Origin of the sequence: Oceanicaulis sp., assembly GCA_040112665.1 — a bacterium.
Classification (GTDB): Bacteria; Pseudomonadota; Alphaproteobacteria; order Caulobacterales; family Maricaulaceae; genus Oceanicaulis.
In genome coordinates this window covers 959786-976204 of the sequence record CP157796.1, presented here as the reverse complement: position 1 = coordinate 976204, position 16419 = coordinate 959786, and the positions used below count along the sequence as shown (strand labels likewise).

Here is a 16419-nt window from a genome sequence, read left to right as displayed (position 1 = left end):
GGCTTAGCGTGGCGGGCAGCATAATCAGCACGAGCCGTTTCGCTATGACCAAAACCGCGCTGCTCGCCATCGACCAGGGCACCACCTCCTCGCGCGCCCTGGTGTTCGACACCGAAGGCCGGGTGATCGCCAGCGCCCAGGAAGAGTTCGCGCAGATCTATCCGCGCTCGGGCTGGGTCGAGCACGATCCCGAAGTGATCTGGGCGACGGTGCTGTCGACAAGCCGCCGCGCCGTGTCCGACGCCGAGGCGCAAGGCTGGGAGATCGCCGCGCTCGGGATCACCAATCAGCGCGAGACCACGCTGATCTGGGAGCGCGCGACCGGCCGGCCCATCCATAACGCCATCGTCTGGCAGGACCGGCGCACCGCCGATCTGTGCGCGCGCCTTAGAGCCGAGGGCGCGGAAGCGCTGGTCGCCGAGCGCGCCGGGCTGGTGCTCGACCCGTACTTCTCCGCGACCAAGATCTCTTGGCTGCTCGACCAGGTGCCGGGCGCGCGCAAGAAGGCCGAAGCCGGCGCGCTGTGCTTCGGCACGATCGACAGCTGGCTGGTCTGGCGGCTGACCGGCGGGACAACCCATCTCATCGAGGCGACGAACGCCAGCCGCACCGCGCTTTACGGGCTCGAGCGCGGCGACTGGGACGACGATCTGCTGGCGCTGTTCGGCGCGCCGCGCGCCCTCCTTCCAGACATCGTCGACAGCGCGGGGTTCTGGGCGGAGACCGAGCCCAATCTGTTCGGCCGTCCGATCCCGATCACGGGCGGCGCCGGCGATCAGCAGGCCGCGGCGATCGGCCAGGCGTGCCTCGGCCCCGGTGAGATGAAATCCACCTACGGCACCGGCGCCTTCATGCTGGTTCACACCGGCGCTGAGCTCGTGCGCTCGCAGAACCGGCTTCTGTCCACCACCGCCTGGCGGCTGGGCGGGGAGAGCCGCTTCGCGCTTGAAGGCTCGATCCTCAGCGCCGGCTCGACCGTGCAATGGCTGCGCGACGGGCTGGGGATCATCGCGCGGGCCGGCGAGATCGAGGCGCTGGCCGCCGACGCCGATCCTGAAAGCGGCGTCTATCTGGTCCCCGCCTTCTCAGGGCTCGGCGCGCCGTGGTGGAACCCGGACGCGCGCGCCGCGATCACCGGGCTCACACGCGGCGCGGGCCGGGCGGAGATCGCCCGGGCGGCGCTGGACTCGGTCGCCTATCAGACCCACGATCTTCTGACCGCGATGGCCGCAGACGGCGTGACGGTGGAAAGCCTGAAGGTCGACGGCGGCATGGCGGTGAACGCCAGCCTGATGCAGCGCCTGGCCGATCTGTGCGCGGTGCAGACCGTCAGGCCCGAAAACCCCGAAGCCACCGCCTGGGGCGCAGCCTTCCTCGCCGGGCTCGGCGCAGGGATTTATGGCGGCGTCGAAGACGTGCGCGCCCGCTGGCGCGCCCGGGACCGCTTCGCCCCGGCCATGGGCGAGGACGAACGCAACCGGCGGCTTATGGGCTGGGCGGAGGCGGTGAAGCGGGTGGCCTAGACGTTATCGAGAGCACCACTGATTTACGTATTCACGATCGCAGCCCTCCGCATCCGCCCGCCGACCCGCATTAGCGAGAAGACGCTCCGCATCAGCTCGAGCCTCGTGGATTTCTTTGAGCCGACGGCTAATGGTCCGAGCTCGGGTGATCAGATTGCGCTCGACCTCGGAGAGACTGCGTCCTTCTGCTGCAGCCGTCTGCCGGATTGCCTCGATCGTCAGATCATTATGAATGTTGGGACTGCGACGCACCCGTCTCAGCACGGCGCGCAATTGGCGCCGCTGGGCCTGAAGGCGCTGCCGGGCTTCCATTTCGGTTATGCACGCTCCGTGATCGGGAATGCGTGAGAGCGCATCAAGCTGGTTTCTCGCCCATCCCAATGCCTTGAGATCGCGATCAAGGTTCGCCTCGATATCGATGAGCTGTCGCTCCTCGTAATTGAGTGCGTCAATCTCGCTGGTCGCTTCGCAGATTGTCTCACGCAGGGCTTCGCAAGGCCTGTGCTCGCCTCTACGAAGCGGTTTACCGTTCGCTTTATACATGTGGCGCTCCTCTTCAAGGTGCGCCATTATCACCTGATGCGATCGCGAGCGGATAAATCGGGGAGGGTGTGGAGGACCGTCGCCGCGGCGGGAGCCGGAGGTCTTGCGGCGATCCTGGCGTCCTGCGGCGAGCCCGACGAAGCCGCCCGCCTGTTCGAAGCCTGGAGAGTGGCGTGTCCGGAGCAAGCGGCTGCGGTGGAGCGCGATCCGATTGACGCGGAGACGTGGAACCATTGGCGGACTGGAGATCTCGCCGCACTGGAATGCTACATCATGTACGAACGCTGGACTCTTGCGGCCGATGAAAATCGTCACTGGGCGCTGGGTCCGCCGCTGCCGCGCGAGCCCTGGATGGAGGCTCATCGCCAGTCGATGCTGTTCGAGCTTCTCTATTTCCGTTGGCGCTCGTCCGGGAAGGGCCTTGAGGAGCTTGAGGCGATGGCAGCGGAAATGGAGCGGCAATGGGTGAGACAGGCGCTCTGGCAACACCAGTTTGACCGTTCGGTGCGGCGTCGGATCATTTTCACCAAAGACCTTTCGGTCTCCCCCGACGATCCCGGCTACAGATTTCTTGAACTCGCCCGCCCTGACACGCCGGAAAACACCCCGCCCTAGCGCTCGGCTCCTAGCCTCGCCGCCGCGCGAGCCTGTCCCTGGCGCCCTGATGGATGGTGCGCAGCTCGGCGAGCGTGGTTTCGATCTGGGCGCGCTTGGCTTCGAGCGCCTTTATCTCCGCGGCGGTCTTGTCGATGACGAATTCGAGCTGGCGGACCCGGCCTTCGCCCTCGCGGCCGTAAAGCTCGAGGAAGGTCTTGATGTCGGCCAGCGAGGACCCGATCGCCTTGGCGCGCAGGATCAAGCCCAGCCGCGTGCTGTCGGCCTCGGTGAAGACGCGCTGCGCGCCGACGCGCTGGGGCTTCAGCAAACCCTTGGATTCGTAGAACCGGATAGTGCGCGGCGTCACGCCGTGGCGCTCGGCCAGCTCGGCGATCCCGTAGAGCGCGTCTGCGTGATCTGTGGTCTCGGTCATGTCCGTCCCCTGTCGGCGCACAGAGTAAGGCCATCGGCTTGACGTTCACAAGAGACGCTTGACGTATACGTCAGTTCGGGGGACGCTTCACCCGCACCAGTCAGGGAGGAGACGGGCGCCAGATGAGCGAGAACGCCGCGAACGCCCGCTATGACAGCGTGTTCCGGCCCGGCCTTTTCAAAGGCCGGGTCGTTGTCGTCACCGGCGGCGGGTCCGGGATCGGCCGCTGCACCGCGCACGAGCTCGCGAGCCTGGGCGCTCATGTCGTGATCACCGGCCGCAAGCCGGAGAAGCTCGAAGCCGTTGCGAACGAAATCGGCGCGGACGGGGGCTCGTGCGACATCGCCGCGTTCGACATCCGCGACGAAGAGGCGGTGAGCGAAAATGTCGCCGCCATCATGGAGCGGCACGGCCGGATCGACGGGCTGGTCAACAACGCCGGCGGCCAGTTCCCCGCCGAGATCGCCAACATCTCGAAAAAGGGCTGGGAGGCGGTGATCGCCACCAATCTGACCGGCGGCTGGCAGATGATGAAGGCGGTCTTCGCGAGCGCCATGAAGGAAAACGGCGGGGCGATCGTGAACGTCACCGCCGATATGCATGCGGGCATGCCCGGCATGGCCCATTCGGGCGCTGCGCGTGCGGGCATGTTCAACCTCACCCAGACCGCCGCGGTCGAGTGGGGCAAGCACGGCGTGCGCGTGAACGCCGTCGCGCCGGGCTGGATCGCCAGCTCCGGCATGGACACCTATGGTGGCGCGGTGCGCGCGATGATCCCGTATCTGAAACAGCACCTGCCCGCCCAGCGGCTGGGCTCGGAGGCAGAAGTGAGCGCGGCGATCGTGTTTCTGCTGTCGCCGGCTGCGGCCTTCATCACGGGAGCCCAGATCCAGGTCGACGGCGGCGCGCCGCTGGGCGGCCGGCACTGGCCGCTTGAAGCGCACGACAAGTTCGAGGTGTTCAACGGCTTTCACCGCGCCGTCGACCCCAAGGTCCTGCGCGGGGAGGAGGCCTGATGCCGGCCCTGCGCTCTCAGCTCAACACCGGCTCTGACGGCTATCGCAAGGCCGCCGAGGCGATGGCCGAAAAGCTCGCCGAAGTGCGCGCGCTTGAAGACAAGGTCCGGGCGAATTCGGCGGCCAAGAAATCCCGCTTCGAGGAGCGCGGCCAGCTTCTTCCGCGCGAGCGCGTGGCGCGCCTCGTCGATCGCGACGCGCCCTTTCTGGAGATCGCGCCGCTCGCGGGCCTGAAAATGCACGACGACGACGGCGACCGCGGCGCGTCGGGCGGGGGCATGGTGGTCGGCATCGGCGTGGTGGCTGGCAAGCGCTGCGTGGTCAGCGCATCGGACAGCGCCATCAAGGGCGGCACGATCGCGCCCATGGGGCTGAAAAAATCCCTGCGCGCGCAGGAGATCGCGTTTTCAAACAAGCTGCCGATGATCCATCTGGTGGAGTCCGGCGGGGCGAATCTTCTGTATCAGTCCGAGATCTTCGTCGACGGCGGGCGCAGCTTCGCCAATCAGGCGCGGATGAGCGCGGCGGGCATCCCGCAGATCGCCGTCGTGCACGGGAGCTCGACCGCCGGCGGGGCCTATCTGCCGGGCCTCAGCGATTATGTCGTCCTTGTGCGGAAAAAGTCGAAGATCTTCCTCGCCGGCCCGCCCCTGGTCAAAGCTGCCATCGGCGAGGACGCCGACGAGGAAAGCCTGGGCGGCGCGGATCTGCACGGCGAGGTGACGGGGCTTGGCGAATACGTGGCCGAGGACGACGCCCAAGCGCTCGCCTACGCCCGTGAGATCATGGACAAGCTCAACTGGGACGCCGCGACGGGACGGTTCGAGGGTCCCGGTCCGAACTACGACGCTGAAGAGCTGATGGGGATCGTGCCCGCCGACGACCGCACGCCCTATGACGTGCGCGAGGTGATCGCGCGCATCACCGACGGCTCGGACTTTCTGGAGTTCAAGGCGCGCTACGGGTCTGAGACCGTGTGCGGCCACGCCCGTATCGGCGGACGGCTGGTCGGAATCCTGGGCAATAACGGCCCGATCCAGCCCGAGGGCTCCACCAAGGCGGGCCAGTTCATCCAGCTGTGCGATCAGTCCGATACGCCGATCGTCTTTCTACAGAACACCACCGGCTACATGGTCGGCTCCAAGGCCGAGCGCGACGGGGCGATCAAGCACGGCTCGAAGATGATCCAGGCGGTCGCGAACGCGCGCGTGCCGAAGATCACCATCGTGCTGGGCGGCTCTTACGGTGCAGGCAATTACGGCATGTGCGGGCGCGGCTTCGATCCGCGCTTCATCTTCGCCTGGCCGACCGCGCGCACCGCGGTGATGGGCGGCGCGCAGGCGGCCAAGGTGATGGAGATCGTCACCCGCCAGAAGAACGCCCGCGCCGGGATCGAGACCGACGAAGATCAGCTCGCCGGCATGAGCGCGATGATCGAGCAGGGCCTGACCGAGCAGTCCCACGCCTTGTTCGCGTCCGCCCGGCTGTGGGACGACGGGATCATCGATCCGCGCGACACCCGCGCCGTGCTTATCGAATGCCTCAACATCTGCGCCGAGGGCGATGCGCGTGCCCTGAAGCCCAACACGTTCGGGGTGGCGCGGCTGTGATGGGCGCTGTCGTTTCCTTCCCTCCCCTTCACGGGGAGGGTGTCCGCGGAGCGGACGGGTGGGGTGGGATCGCACACGCCCGGCCCTCCGTCGCCCGGCGCACCACCCCCACCCGACCCGAGGCTTCGCCTCGGCCCACCCTCCCCGCAAGGGGGAGGGAAGTTTTCTCCCTCGAAGGAGCCTGACCGATGCACTTCACCCCTGAGCACGAAGCGCTGCGCGATACGGTCGCGAAGTTCGTCGCCAACGAGATCAATCCGTATGTGGATGAATGGGAGGCGGCCGGCGAGTTTCCCTCCCACGAGGTCTTCAAGAAGATGGGCGATCTGGGCCTTCTGGGCCTCAGATGGCCTGAGAAATACGGCGGCGCGGGGCTGGACATGTCCTACAGCCTCGTCCTCGCCGAGGAGCTGGGCCTGATTGATTGCGGCGGGGTGCCGATGGCGATCGGGGTGCACACCGACATGTGCACGCCGGCGCTCGCGCGCTTCGGCTCCGAGGAGCTCTGCCACGAGTTCCTCGCTCCGGCGATCGCGGGCGACATGGTGGGCTGCCTGGGCGTCTCCGAACCGGGCGGCGGGTCTGACGTGGCGGCGGTGAAGACGGTCGCGAAATCGGACGGCGACGACTACGTCATCTCCGGCTCGAAGATGTGGATCACCAACGGGCTGAAAGCCGACTGGTGCTGCCTGCTGGCGAACACGTCCGACGGCAAGCCGCACGAGAACAAGTCGCTAATCATGGTGCCGATGGATCTTCCGGGCATCGAGAAGCAGAAGATCCACAAGATCGGCATGCATTCGTCCGACACTGCGCAGCTCTTCTTCGACGAGGTGCGCGTGCCCAAGCGCAATCTGATCGGCGAGGAAGGCGCGGGCTTCATCTATCAGATGCTGCAGTTCCAGGAGGAGCGCATCTACGGCGCGGCCTCGAGCCTGAAAGCCTTCGACAAGCAGATCGATCTGACCATCGAGTACACCCGCGAGCGCAAGGCGTTCGGCCAGTCCCTTCTGGACAATCAGGCGATCCATTTCCGCCTCGCCGAGCTTCGCACCGAAGTCGAGATGCTGCGTTCGCTGGTCTATCGCTGCGTGGAGGATTTCAACCAGGGCAAGGACGTCACCAAGCTCGCCTCCATGGCCAAGCTCAAGACCGGCCGGCTCTCGCGCGAGATCGCCGACAGCTGCCTGCAGTACTGGGGCGGGATGGGCTACACCGCCGACAATCCGATCAGCCGGGCCTTCCGCGACGGGCGCCTGGTCTCGATCGGCGGCGGGGCGGACGAGATCATGCTCGGCATCATCGCCAAGTATGAAGGCACGCTCCCGAAGAAGAAAAAGCCGGCGAGCGGCAATGCCTGACACCCTGCTTCTCGACCGCTCGGGCGGGGCGCTGCACGTCACGCTGAACCGTCCCGAGATCAGGAACGCCATGTCGCTGGCCATGGTGGGCGAGCTGCTCGACGCGCTGGGCGAGGCCGAGCGTGAAGGCGACCGGGCGATCGTGCTGAAAGGCGCGGGCGGCCATTTCTGCTCGGGCGGCGACATCAAGGACATAGGCGAGGCGCAAGCCAGAGCCGTCGAGCCCGGCGGGCCCGACCCGGTCGCCGCGGTGAACGCCCGCTTCGGCGAACTGTGCGCCGCCTACGCCGAGACCGGCCTGCCGGTCGTGGCTGTCGTCGAAGGCGCGGTGATGGGCGGGGGTTTTGGGCTCGCCTGCGTGGCCGACGTGGTCATCGCCGAGAAAGGCGCGGTCTTCCGCCTGCCCGAGACCGGGCTGGGACTGGTGCCCGCCCAGATCGCGCCGTTTCTCGTGGAGCGGCTGGGCTATTCCGAAGCGCGCCGGCTGGCGGTCACCGGCGGCAGGCTGGACGCCCAGCACGCGCTGGCTCTGGGGCTCGTCCACCAGGTCTGCGACGGGCCGGGCGGGCTCGACAAGGCGCTCACGGCCACGCTCGACCAGATCCGCCTCGGCGCGCCCGGCGCGATCGCGGCGACCAAGCGCCTGATCCGCCGCGCAAGGCTGGCTGACGCCAGCGCCCTCGTGCCCGAAGCCGCCGCTGTCTTCGCCGACGCGGCCCGCAGCGCTGAAGGCGCAGAAGGGCTCACGGCGTTTCTGGAGAAACGCAAACCGAAATGGGCGATGTGATGGACGGGTTGCGCATTCACCCCACCCCGACCCTCCCCTCAAGGGGGGGGAGGGCCGTTTCGCGGCCCCACCTGGCGTATCAGGCCTCACGACGCCGCCGCGCTCGCATTCGAGCCCGCCTCAGCGCCCCTCCCTCCCCCTTGGGGGAGGGTCGGGGTGGGGGGTGCGACGGAGGGCGCCGATGCTGACCCGCTCCTTCGCTTCCGTCCTCATCGCCAATCGCGGGGAGATCGCGGTGCGGGTCTTACGCGAGGCTCGCGCCTCGGGCCGCCGCGCGATCGCGGTCTATTCAGACGCCGACGCCGGCGCGATGCATGTGCGCGAGGCTGACGAGGCGGTGCGCATCGGCCCGGCGCCGGCGTCTCAGAGCTATCTGGACATCGACGCGATCCTGGATGCGGCGAAGCGCACCGGCGCTGAGGCGATCCATCCCGGATACGGCTTTCTATCGGAGAACGCCGCCTTCGCCCGCGCGGTGATCGAGGCGGGGCTGGTCTGGATCGGCCCGCCGCCAGAGGCGATTCAGGCGATGGGCGACAAGGCGCGCGCCAAACAGCTGATGATCGAGGCGGGCGTGCCCACCGTGCCGGGCTGGCAGGGCGATGATCAGTCGGCGGACACTCTGGCGCGCGAGGCCGAAAAGATCGGCTATCCCTTGCTCATCAAGGCCGTCGCCGGCGGGGGCGGGCGCGGCATGCGCGTGGTGCGTTCGGCCGAGGATTTCAAAGACGCGCTCGCCTCGGCGAAACGCGAGGCGAAATCGAGCTTCGGCGACCAGACGGTGCTTCTGGAAAAATTCGTCGAGCGCGGCCGGCATGTGGAGATCCAGGTCTTCGCCGACGCGCAGGGCAACACGATCCATCTCGGCGAGCGCGACTGCTCGGCCCAGCGCCGCCGTCAGAAGGTGATCGAGGAGGCGCCCTCTCCGGCTGTCGATGAAGATCTGCGCGCGCGCATGGGCGCGGATGCGGTCGCGGCGGCGAAAGCGGTCGATTACGTGGGCGCGGGCACGGTGGAGTTCCTGCTCGACGCGGACGGCGCGTATTTCTTCCTCGAGATGAACACCCGGCTTCAGGTCGAGCATCCGGTGACCGAAGAGGTGACCGGGCTCAATCTGGTGCAGCTCCAGTTCGACATCGCCGCAGGCGCGCCGCTGCCGGCGACGCAGGACGACGTCGCGCTGTGCGGCCATGCGATCGAGCTTCGTCTTTATGCGGAGGACCCGCTGGACGGCTTCGCGCCGCAATCGGGCCCAATCGCGCACTACGCCCCGGACGGCGTTACTTCGGGCGTCCGCATCGATCGCGGCGTGGCTACGGCTGACCGGATCGGGACCGATTACGACGCCATGATCGCCAAGCTGATCGGCACGGGCGAGACGCGCGATGACGCGATCACCGCGCTGCGGGCGCATCTGCGAGACGCGCCGCTTCTGGGCGTGACGACCAATCGCGATTTCCTGCTGCGTCTGCTGGACGACGCGCGCTTTCGGACCGGCGCGGTCACCACCGGCGATCTCGACGCCTGGGCGGAAGAAAAATCCGGGCCGTTTGCGCCCGTCGAAACCCCGTTCGAGGCGCTGGCGATCGCTGCGGCGGTGCTGTGCGACACGCGCGGGCCGGTCCTGCGTTCAGCCTCAGTGACGCGCTTCGATCTCGACCTCGAAGTCGGCGGCGAGACCGCGACGGTCCGCGTCGAACAGCAGCGCGAAGGCGGCGTCCGCGTCACGCGCGGCGAAGACGCCGCGGAGATCGCCGTGCTCGGTTTCGCAGGCGGCGCTCTGACGCTGCGCCATGACGGCGTCACGCGCACCCTTCCCGCGGCATGCTGCGAAGACGGCGGACTGCATCTGGGCCTGCCTGAACTGATGGTTCGGATCGCCGAGCCCTCGCCGGTCTCCACCGACCCGGCCGCCGATCCGTCGAAGATCACGGCGCCTGTCTCCGGCGCGGTCGCCGCCGTCCACGTCAAACCCGGCGACCGGGTGACCGCCGGACAGGTCGTCGCGGTGATGGAAGCGATGAAGATGGAGATGCGCCTGGAAGCGGGCGCTGACGGGATCGTCGCAGCCGTCAACGCCGAAACTGGCGGACAGGCCGCGGGCGGATTCGTCTTGATCGAACTTGATTTGCAAAGCCAGGATTAGACCCATGGACAAGGCCGTGCTCACCTGCGCGCTCAACGGCGTGCTCACCAACCCCGACACCCATCCCGTTCCGGTCAGCCCCGAACAGATGGCGGCGAGCGCGCGCGAGGCCTTCGACGCGGGCGCGAGCGTGATGCACGTGCACTACCGCATGCAGGAGGCCGGACATGGCGGCTTCCCCAGCTGGGATCCGGACGTGGCCGGGGAGATCGTCGAGGCGATCCGCGACGCCTGCCCCGGCGTGATCATCAACTCGACCACCGGCACGGTCGGCCCCGACGTGTCCGGCCCGGTCGCCTGCGTGAAGCGTGTGAAGCCCGAGATCGCGGCCTGCAACGCGGGCTCGCTGAACTATCTCAAGCTGCGCAGCAACGGCGAGTGGGCCTGGCCGCCGATGATGTTCGACAATCCGGTCGAGAAGGTTCAGGCCATGCTCGACGCCATGGCCGAGGTCGGCGCGCATCCCGAGTTCGAATGCTTCGACGTCGGCATCGTGCGCTGCGTGAACATGTATATCGAAAACGGCATGGCGCCGTCCGCGCACTATAATTTCGTGATGGGCGTGGCTTCGGGCATGCCGGTGGACGCGCGGCTTCTGGAGCTTTTGCTCGACTACAAGCGCAAGCAAGATCCCTGGCAGACCACGCTGATCGGCCGGGCGGAGATCTGGCCGGTCCATCAGCGCACCGCCGAGCTCGGCGGCATGCTCAGGACCGGGCTTGAAGACACCTTCTATCTTCCCGGCGGCGACCGCGCCCCGGGCAACGGCGCGCTGATCGAGGCTCTGGCCGCGTGCGCCCGCAATGCGGGCCGCGAGGTCGCCTCACCTCAAGAAGCGCGTGAGATCATGGGCTTAGGGAGGGACGGACATGCAGGCGAGCGCGAGCGAACTGCCTAGGATCGGCGGGCGTTTCCCGTCGACTCCGGCGCGGCTGTTTCACCAGGCCGAGACGCGGGGCTCCGCGCCGGCCTACATGACCCATGGCGAGTCCGGCTGGACCGCCACCAGCTGGGCCGAGTACGCCGATCAGGTGCGCCGCGCCGCCCGCGCTCTGATCGCGCTGGGCGTGGCGGCCGAGGACACCGTGGCGATCCTGGGCTACAACCGCCCTGAATGGACGACCATGGCGATCGCGGCGATGGCCGCCGGCGCCCGTCCCGCCGGCGTCTACTGGACCAGCGCTCCGCCTGAGATCGCCTATATCCTGCAGCACTCCGAAGCCCCGGTCCTGCTGGTGGAGACCTCCGAGCATGTCGAACAGGCGCTCGCGCTGAAAGCCGAGTGTCCGCGGCTCGAAACCATCGTGGTGATGGAAGGCTCGGCCGGCGATCACCCCGAGGTGCTCAGCTGGGGCCAGTTCCTGGCGCTCGGCAAAGCCGATTTCGAGGACGAGCTGAGCGCGCGCATGGACGCCATCGGCGAGCAGACGGTCGGCGCGCTCATCTACACCTCGGGTACGACCGGCCCGCCCAAGGCGGTGATGCTGACCCACGGCAACATCTCCTGGTCCTCGGCCATGCTGTGCGAGATGTTCGACAGCCGCCCGGACGACCGCACGCTGAGCTACCTGCCCATCGCCCACATCGCCGAGCAGCAATCGAGCGTGCACAATCACTGCACCTCGGGCGCCTGCATGTATTTCGCCCGCTCGATGGACACGCTCGCCGAGGACCTCAAGGCGGCCAAACCCACCGTCTTCTTCGGCGTGCCGCGCGTCTGGGAGAAGATGCACGAGACGCTGACCGCCCGGCTCGCGGAGGCGACCGGCACGAAAGCAAAACTCGCCACTTGGGCGATGAAGACCGCCCGGGCCTGGAACGAGGCGAAGATCGAGGGCCGCAGTCCCGGCCCGGTCCTGAGCGCGCAGAAATCGCTCGCCGACGCGCTGGTCCTGAAGAAGATCAAGGCGGCGCTGGGGCTAGAGGAGGCGCGGCTGTGCATCTCGGGCGCAGCGCCGATCAGCCCGGAGGTCCTGCGCTTCTTCGCCGGGCTCGATCTGGTGCTCTACGAAGGCTACGGCCAGTCCGAGACCAGCGCGCCCACCGCCTTCTCCCGGCCCGGCGCGGTGCGTTTCGGCTCGGTCGGCAAGATGATCGACCATATGCAGGCGCGCGTCTCCGAAGAGGGCGAGCTGCAGGTGAAGGGGCCGAACGTCTTCGCGGGCTACATGAAGAACAACGAGGCGACCGAGAACACGTTCACGCGCGACGGCTGGATGAAGACCGGCGACGTGGTCAGGATCGACGAGGACGGCTTCGTCTGGATCACCGGGCGCATCAAGGACATCATCATCACCTCGGGCGGCAAGAACATAACCCCGTCCAATCTCGAAACCGACCTTATGAACGCGAGCCTGATCGAGCATGCGGTCGTGGTCGGCGACGCCCGGCCCTATCTCACCGCGCTCGTCACGCTCAGCCCCGACGCGCTGGCGGAGTTTGCGAAAAAGCACGGGCTCAGCCCTGAGGAGGCGCGGGCGAGCGAGGCGGTGAACGCCGAGATCCAGAAGGCGGTGGACGGGGTGAACGAGCGTCACGCCCGGGTGGAGAACATCCGCAAGTTCGCCATCCTTCCCGCCTCGCTGGGCGTGGACACGGGCGAGCTGACGCCGACGCTGAAGGTGCGCCGCAACGTGGTGGTCGAGCGCAACAAGGCGATCGTGGACAGCCTCTACGCCAAAGCCGAGCCGGCCTGAGGTGACTGCGGAGCGCCTCGACGTCCTCATCATCGGCGCGGGCTTTGCGGGGATCGCGGCCTGCCACGCCCTGCTCGAAGAGGGTTTACGCGATTTCGCGATCGTCGACCGGGCCGGCGGCCCCGGCGGGGTGTGGCGGGCGAACACCTATCCCGGCGCGGCCTGCGACGTGCCGAGCCATCTTTATTCCTTCAGCTTCTTCCTCAATCCCGACTGGAGCCGGAAATACTCCCCCCAGCCGGAGATCGCGGCCTATCTCGCGCGCGCCGTCACGGAACTCGGGCTCGGCCCGCACATGCGCTACGGCCGGACGGTGACGCGGCTTGAATTCGACGAAGGCGCGGGCCGCTGGTGCGTGACGTTCACGGACGGCGCGGTGATCGAGGCGCGCACGGTGATCAGCGCGGTGGGCCAGCTCGCCGAGCCGGTCATCCCCGAGCTCGAGGGTGCTGAGCGGTTCAGGGGACCCAAGGTGCACACCGCGCACTGGGATCGGTCGGTGGACTATGCGGGCAAGCGCGTCGCGGTGATCGGGTCGGCGGCCAGCGCGGTGCAGGTCGTCCCGAAGCTCGCCGAAACGGCCGCCGAACTCACCGTGTTTCAGCGCACGCCGAACTGGGTGATCGACAAGCCCGACCGCGCCTTCACCGGGTTCGAGAAAGCGTTGTTTCGCCGCGCGCCCTGGCTTCACCGGCTCTACCGGCTGGGCAGCTATCTCGTTCACGAAGCGCGCTACCCGTCCTTCCTGGCGAACAACCCGGCGGGCGCGTACACCCGCTGGAGTCTCAAACGGCGGCTGAAGCGCGAGGTCGCAGATCCGGCCCTGCGCGACCAGCTCACTCCGGACTACGCGCCGGGCTGCAAGCGCATCCTTCTGTCGGACGAGTGGTTCTCGACGCTCCAACGCGAGCATGTCCGGCTCGTGCCCGAGCGCGCCGCAGCCCTCACCGAGGATGCTGTGATCACCGGCTCGGGCGAGGCGATCACGGCGGACGCGATCGTGTTCGCCACCGGCTTCAGCGCGACCGAGTTCCTCGCCAGCCTCGACGTGGTGAACGGCGAAGGCCTGTCGCTGCGCGAGCACTGGGCGGGCGCGCCGAAAGCCTATCGCGGGGTGGCGGTCTCGGGCTTTCCGAACCTCTTCATGCTCTACGGGCCGAACACCAATCTGGGGCACAACTCGATCGTGTTCATGCTCGAACGCCAGGCCGAGTACGCCGCCCGGCAGGCCGCCCGGATCGTCTTCGAGGATCTGCGCACGCTCGACGTCACGCCCGAGGCCGAAGCCGAATACGACGCGAGGCTTCAGAAGCGGCTCGCCGGCACGGTGTGGGCGGGCGCCTGCCCCAGCTGGTACAAGACCGAAGACGGCCGGATCGTGAACAACTGGCCGGGCCTTGCGGCGCGCTTTGCGATGACGCTGGGCTCTGACGACGCCTGGGCGTGGACGGCTCAAAGATGAGGTTCGATCCAGGCCCTGGCGTGTTCGAGCGCGCTGCCGGCTTCAGGCAGAAGCGGGGAGAAGAGCTGGAAATCGTGGAACATGCCGCGCCAGACCTCGCACTTCACCGCCACGCCGGCCTCGCCCAGACGCGCGGCGAGCCGGGTGGAATCGTCGAGCAGGATCTCGTCCTCGCCGACCTGGATGAAGATCGGCGGCAGGCCGCGAAGGTCGGCGAAGAGCGGGCTCGGCTCGGGATCGCGGGCGTCGCAGCCGTCGAGATAAAGCGCGGCGGCGGCTTCCAGCGCGGTCGGCGCCAGCATCGGATCGCGATGGGCGCGGCTGGCCGTGCTTTCCCCGGTGAGGCTGAGGTCGGTCCAGGGCGAGATGAGATAGGCGGCTTTCGGCATGGGCCGGCCCGCCTCGCGATGGCGGATCAGCGCCGCCAGGCTCAACCCCCCGCCCGCGCTGTCGCCGGCGATCAGCACCGGACCGCTGGCGCGCGCAGTGATCTCGCCCAGCGCGTCCTCGGCGTCCTCCACCGCGGCGGGGCAGACATGTTCGGGCGCGAGCCGGTAGTCCGGCGCGAAGGCTTCGATATTGAATGTCTGCGCCAGCCTTGCGATCAGCGGCTTGTGGCTTTGCGGCGAGCCCAGCGAATATCCGCCGCCGTGCAGGAACAGAAGGGCGCCGGGGCGCGGATCCTGCGGGACGAAATGCAGGCCCGGCCGGCCGGCGAGCTCGATGGACGTGATCTTCACGCCCGACGGGCTGGGCAGGCGGTCGCCGGACGCGTTCATCCGCGCCCGCGCCACCTGGCGCGGCTGGGACGGGTTCAAGGTGAGCCGGCCGGCCTGTTTCGCAAGGCGGCGGGCGAGAAAGCGGCGAATGCCGAGACCGCTCGCATGCGGTATCGTTTCGATCATGAGGGGGCGTCCCGATGACTGAACTGGCCACAGCGTTCACCCTGCCGTGCGGGATTTCAATCCCCAATCGCCTCGCCAAGGCGGCGATGACCGAGGGTCTGGCCGAACCCGGCGGGATCGCGGGCGCGCGGATCGCACGCGCCTACACCGCCTGGGCGCAGGGCGGGGCGGGCATGATCCTCACCGGCAACATCATGGTCGACCGGCGCTATCGCGAGCGTCCTGCGAACGTGGTCGTCGACGGCGCGCAGAGCGAAGCGGCGTTTCAGGGGCTGCAGCGCTATGCCGAGGCCTGCAAGGCCGGCGGCGGGGTGGCGATCGCGCAGATCTCCCACGCCGGCCGGCAGAGCCCGGCCATCATCGCGCCCGAACCTGTGGGCCCCAGCGCGGTCGCCGTGAAGCTGCCCGGCGGGGTGTTCGCCGCGCCGCGCGCCCTGACAGAGCCCGAGATCGAGGACGTGATCGCCCGCTTCGCCCATACCGCGAAGACGCTGTGCGAGGCCGGGTTCGACGGGGTGCAGGTGCACGCCGCGCACGGCTATCTGATCAGCGAATTCCTCAACCCCAACGTCAATCAGCGCGAGGACCGCTGGGGCGGGCGCCTGGAAAATCGGGCGCGGCTGCTGATCGAGACGGTGCGGGCGGTGCGCGCCGCGATCGGGCCCGCCAAGGCGCTGAGCGTGAAGCTCAATTCCTCGGACTTCCAGAAGGGCGGGTTCAGCTTCGAGGACTGCCTCGCGGTGGTGGCGCTGCTGGACGCGGAAGGGATCGACCTTCTGGAGATTTCCGGCGGCAATTACGAACAGCCGCGCATGATGGGCCTCGAGGGCATGGAGCCTGTGTTCGAGGGCGATGTGCGTGAGACGACCCGCGCCCGGGAAGCCTATTTCATGGCTTACGCCGAAAAGGTGATCGAGACCGCGAAGACGCCCATCATGGTCACCGGCGGCTTCCGCTCCAAGCCGGCGATGGAAGAAGCGGTCGAGGCCGGGGTGGCGGTGATCGGGGTCGGCCGGCCGCTTTGCGTCGATCCTGACGCGCCGCGCCAGATCCTCGAAGGCCGGGTCGCCGCCTTGCGCGCCTGGGAAGAGCAACTGACGCTGGGATCGGGCTTTTTCGGGCCGGCCTCGACCAACGACATCATAAAGGCCGCCAACGGCTTCGCGGCTCTGGCCTTCTTCTATCGCAACATTCTCCGGCTCGGCGACGGCAAGCCGGTCAAGCGCAAGATGAATTTGCTCGGCGCGCTGATCGCTCACCAGCTGCAGGAACGCCGGGACGCCAGAACCCATTAGGCGCGCGGCGCATTGGCGCAGCGCTCCTTCAGCGGTGCGTGCTAG

14 protein-coding genes are annotated in these 16419 nt (G+C 68.0%); 11 read left to right on the top strand and 3 right to left on the bottom strand.

Annotated elements, in window-relative coordinates:
• The first annotated feature begins 44 nt into the window (after positions 1–44).
• Positions 45–1523, top strand: coding sequence for a glycerol kinase GlpK (glpK, locus tag ABL308_04585; protein ID XBQ17157.1), 1479 nt, complete (start codon positions 45–47; stop codon positions 1521–1523).
• 3 nt (positions 1524–1526) lie between these two features.
• On the opposite strand, the gene ABL308_04580 is transcribed toward glpK, so the two are convergent.
• Positions 1527–2066: a hypothetical protein gene (locus tag ABL308_04580; protein XBQ17156.1), complete on the bottom strand. Its 540-nt coding sequence runs from the start codon at positions 2064–2066 to the stop codon at positions 1527–1529.
• On the opposite strand from ABL308_04580, the gene ABL308_04575 reads away from it, so the two are divergent.
• Complete coding sequence (locus tag ABL308_04575; protein ID XBQ17155.1) at positions 2067–2681, top strand: hypothetical protein; 615 nt, start codon at positions 2067–2069, stop codon at positions 2679–2681.
• Positions 2682–2691: 10 nt separating this feature from the next.
• Here ABL308_04575 and ABL308_04570 read toward each other — a convergent pair whose 3' ends face one another.
• Complete coding sequence (locus tag ABL308_04570; protein ID XBQ17154.1) at positions 2692–3096, bottom strand: MerR family DNA-binding transcriptional regulator; 405 nt, start codon at positions 3094–3096, stop codon at positions 2692–2694.
• A 122-nt stretch (positions 3097–3218) separates the two neighbouring features.
• On the opposite strand from ABL308_04570, the gene ABL308_04565 reads away from it, so the two are divergent.
• From ABL308_04565 to ABL308_04530, 8 genes are all read left to right on the top strand, one after another.
• Positions 3219–4112, top strand: a complete 894-nt coding sequence (locus ABL308_04565; GenBank protein ID XBQ17153.1) for an SDR family oxidoreductase — start codon at positions 3219–3221, stop codon at positions 4110–4112.
• Positions 4112–5722 (top strand): carboxyl transferase domain-containing protein, encoded by a 1611-nt coding sequence (locus tag ABL308_04560; GenBank protein XBQ17152.1) that lies wholly within the window; start codon positions 4112–4114, stop codon positions 5720–5722. Before ABL308_04565 ends, ABL308_04560 begins: the two co-directional genes overlap by 1 nt.
• A 188-nt stretch (positions 5723–5910) precedes the next feature.
• Positions 5911–7083 (top strand): acyl-CoA dehydrogenase family protein, encoded by a 1173-nt coding sequence (locus ABL308_04555; GenBank protein ID XBQ17151.1) that lies wholly within the window; start codon positions 5911–5913, stop codon positions 7081–7083.
• Positions 7076–7870, top strand: coding sequence for an enoyl-CoA hydratase-related protein (locus ABL308_04550; GenBank protein XBQ17150.1), 795 nt, complete (start codon positions 7076–7078; stop codon positions 7868–7870). The genes ABL308_04555 and ABL308_04550 overlap by 8 nt, the downstream gene beginning before the upstream one ends.
• 181 nt (positions 7871–8051) lie before the next feature.
• Complete coding sequence (locus tag ABL308_04545; protein XBQ17149.1) at positions 8052–10016, top strand: biotin carboxylase N-terminal domain-containing protein; 1965 nt, start codon at positions 8052–8054, stop codon at positions 10014–10016.
• Positions 10017–10020: 4 nt separating this feature from the next.
• Positions 10021–10914, top strand: a complete 894-nt coding sequence (locus tag ABL308_04540; GenBank protein XBQ17148.1) for a 3-keto-5-aminohexanoate cleavage protein — start codon at positions 10021–10023, stop codon at positions 10912–10914.
• Entirely contained in the window at positions 10886–12712 is a 1827-nt protein-coding gene (locus ABL308_04535) for a long-chain fatty acid--CoA ligase (GenBank protein XBQ17147.1), read from the top strand. The genes ABL308_04540 and ABL308_04535 overlap by 29 nt, the downstream gene beginning before the upstream one ends.
• 1 nt (position 12713) lies before the next feature.
• Positions 12714–14174, top strand: coding sequence for an NAD(P)/FAD-dependent oxidoreductase (locus ABL308_04530; GenBank protein ID XBQ17146.1), 1461 nt, complete (start codon positions 12714–12716; stop codon positions 14172–14174).
• On the opposite strand, the gene ABL308_04525 is transcribed toward ABL308_04530, so the two are convergent.
• Positions 14165–15079 (bottom strand): alpha/beta hydrolase, encoded by a 915-nt coding sequence (locus tag ABL308_04525; protein XBQ17145.1) that lies wholly within the window; start codon positions 15077–15079, stop codon positions 14165–14167. The two genes, ABL308_04530 and ABL308_04525, sit on opposite strands and share 10 nt — an antisense overlap.
• A gap of 14 nt (positions 15080–15093) precedes the next feature.
• On the opposite strand from ABL308_04525, the gene ABL308_04520 reads away from it, so the two are divergent.
• Positions 15094–16374: an NADH:flavin oxidoreductase/NADH oxidase family protein gene (locus ABL308_04520; GenBank protein ID XBQ17144.1), complete on the top strand. Its 1281-nt coding sequence runs from the start codon at positions 15094–15096 to the stop codon at positions 16372–16374.
• Positions 16375–16419: the final 45 nt, after the last annotated feature.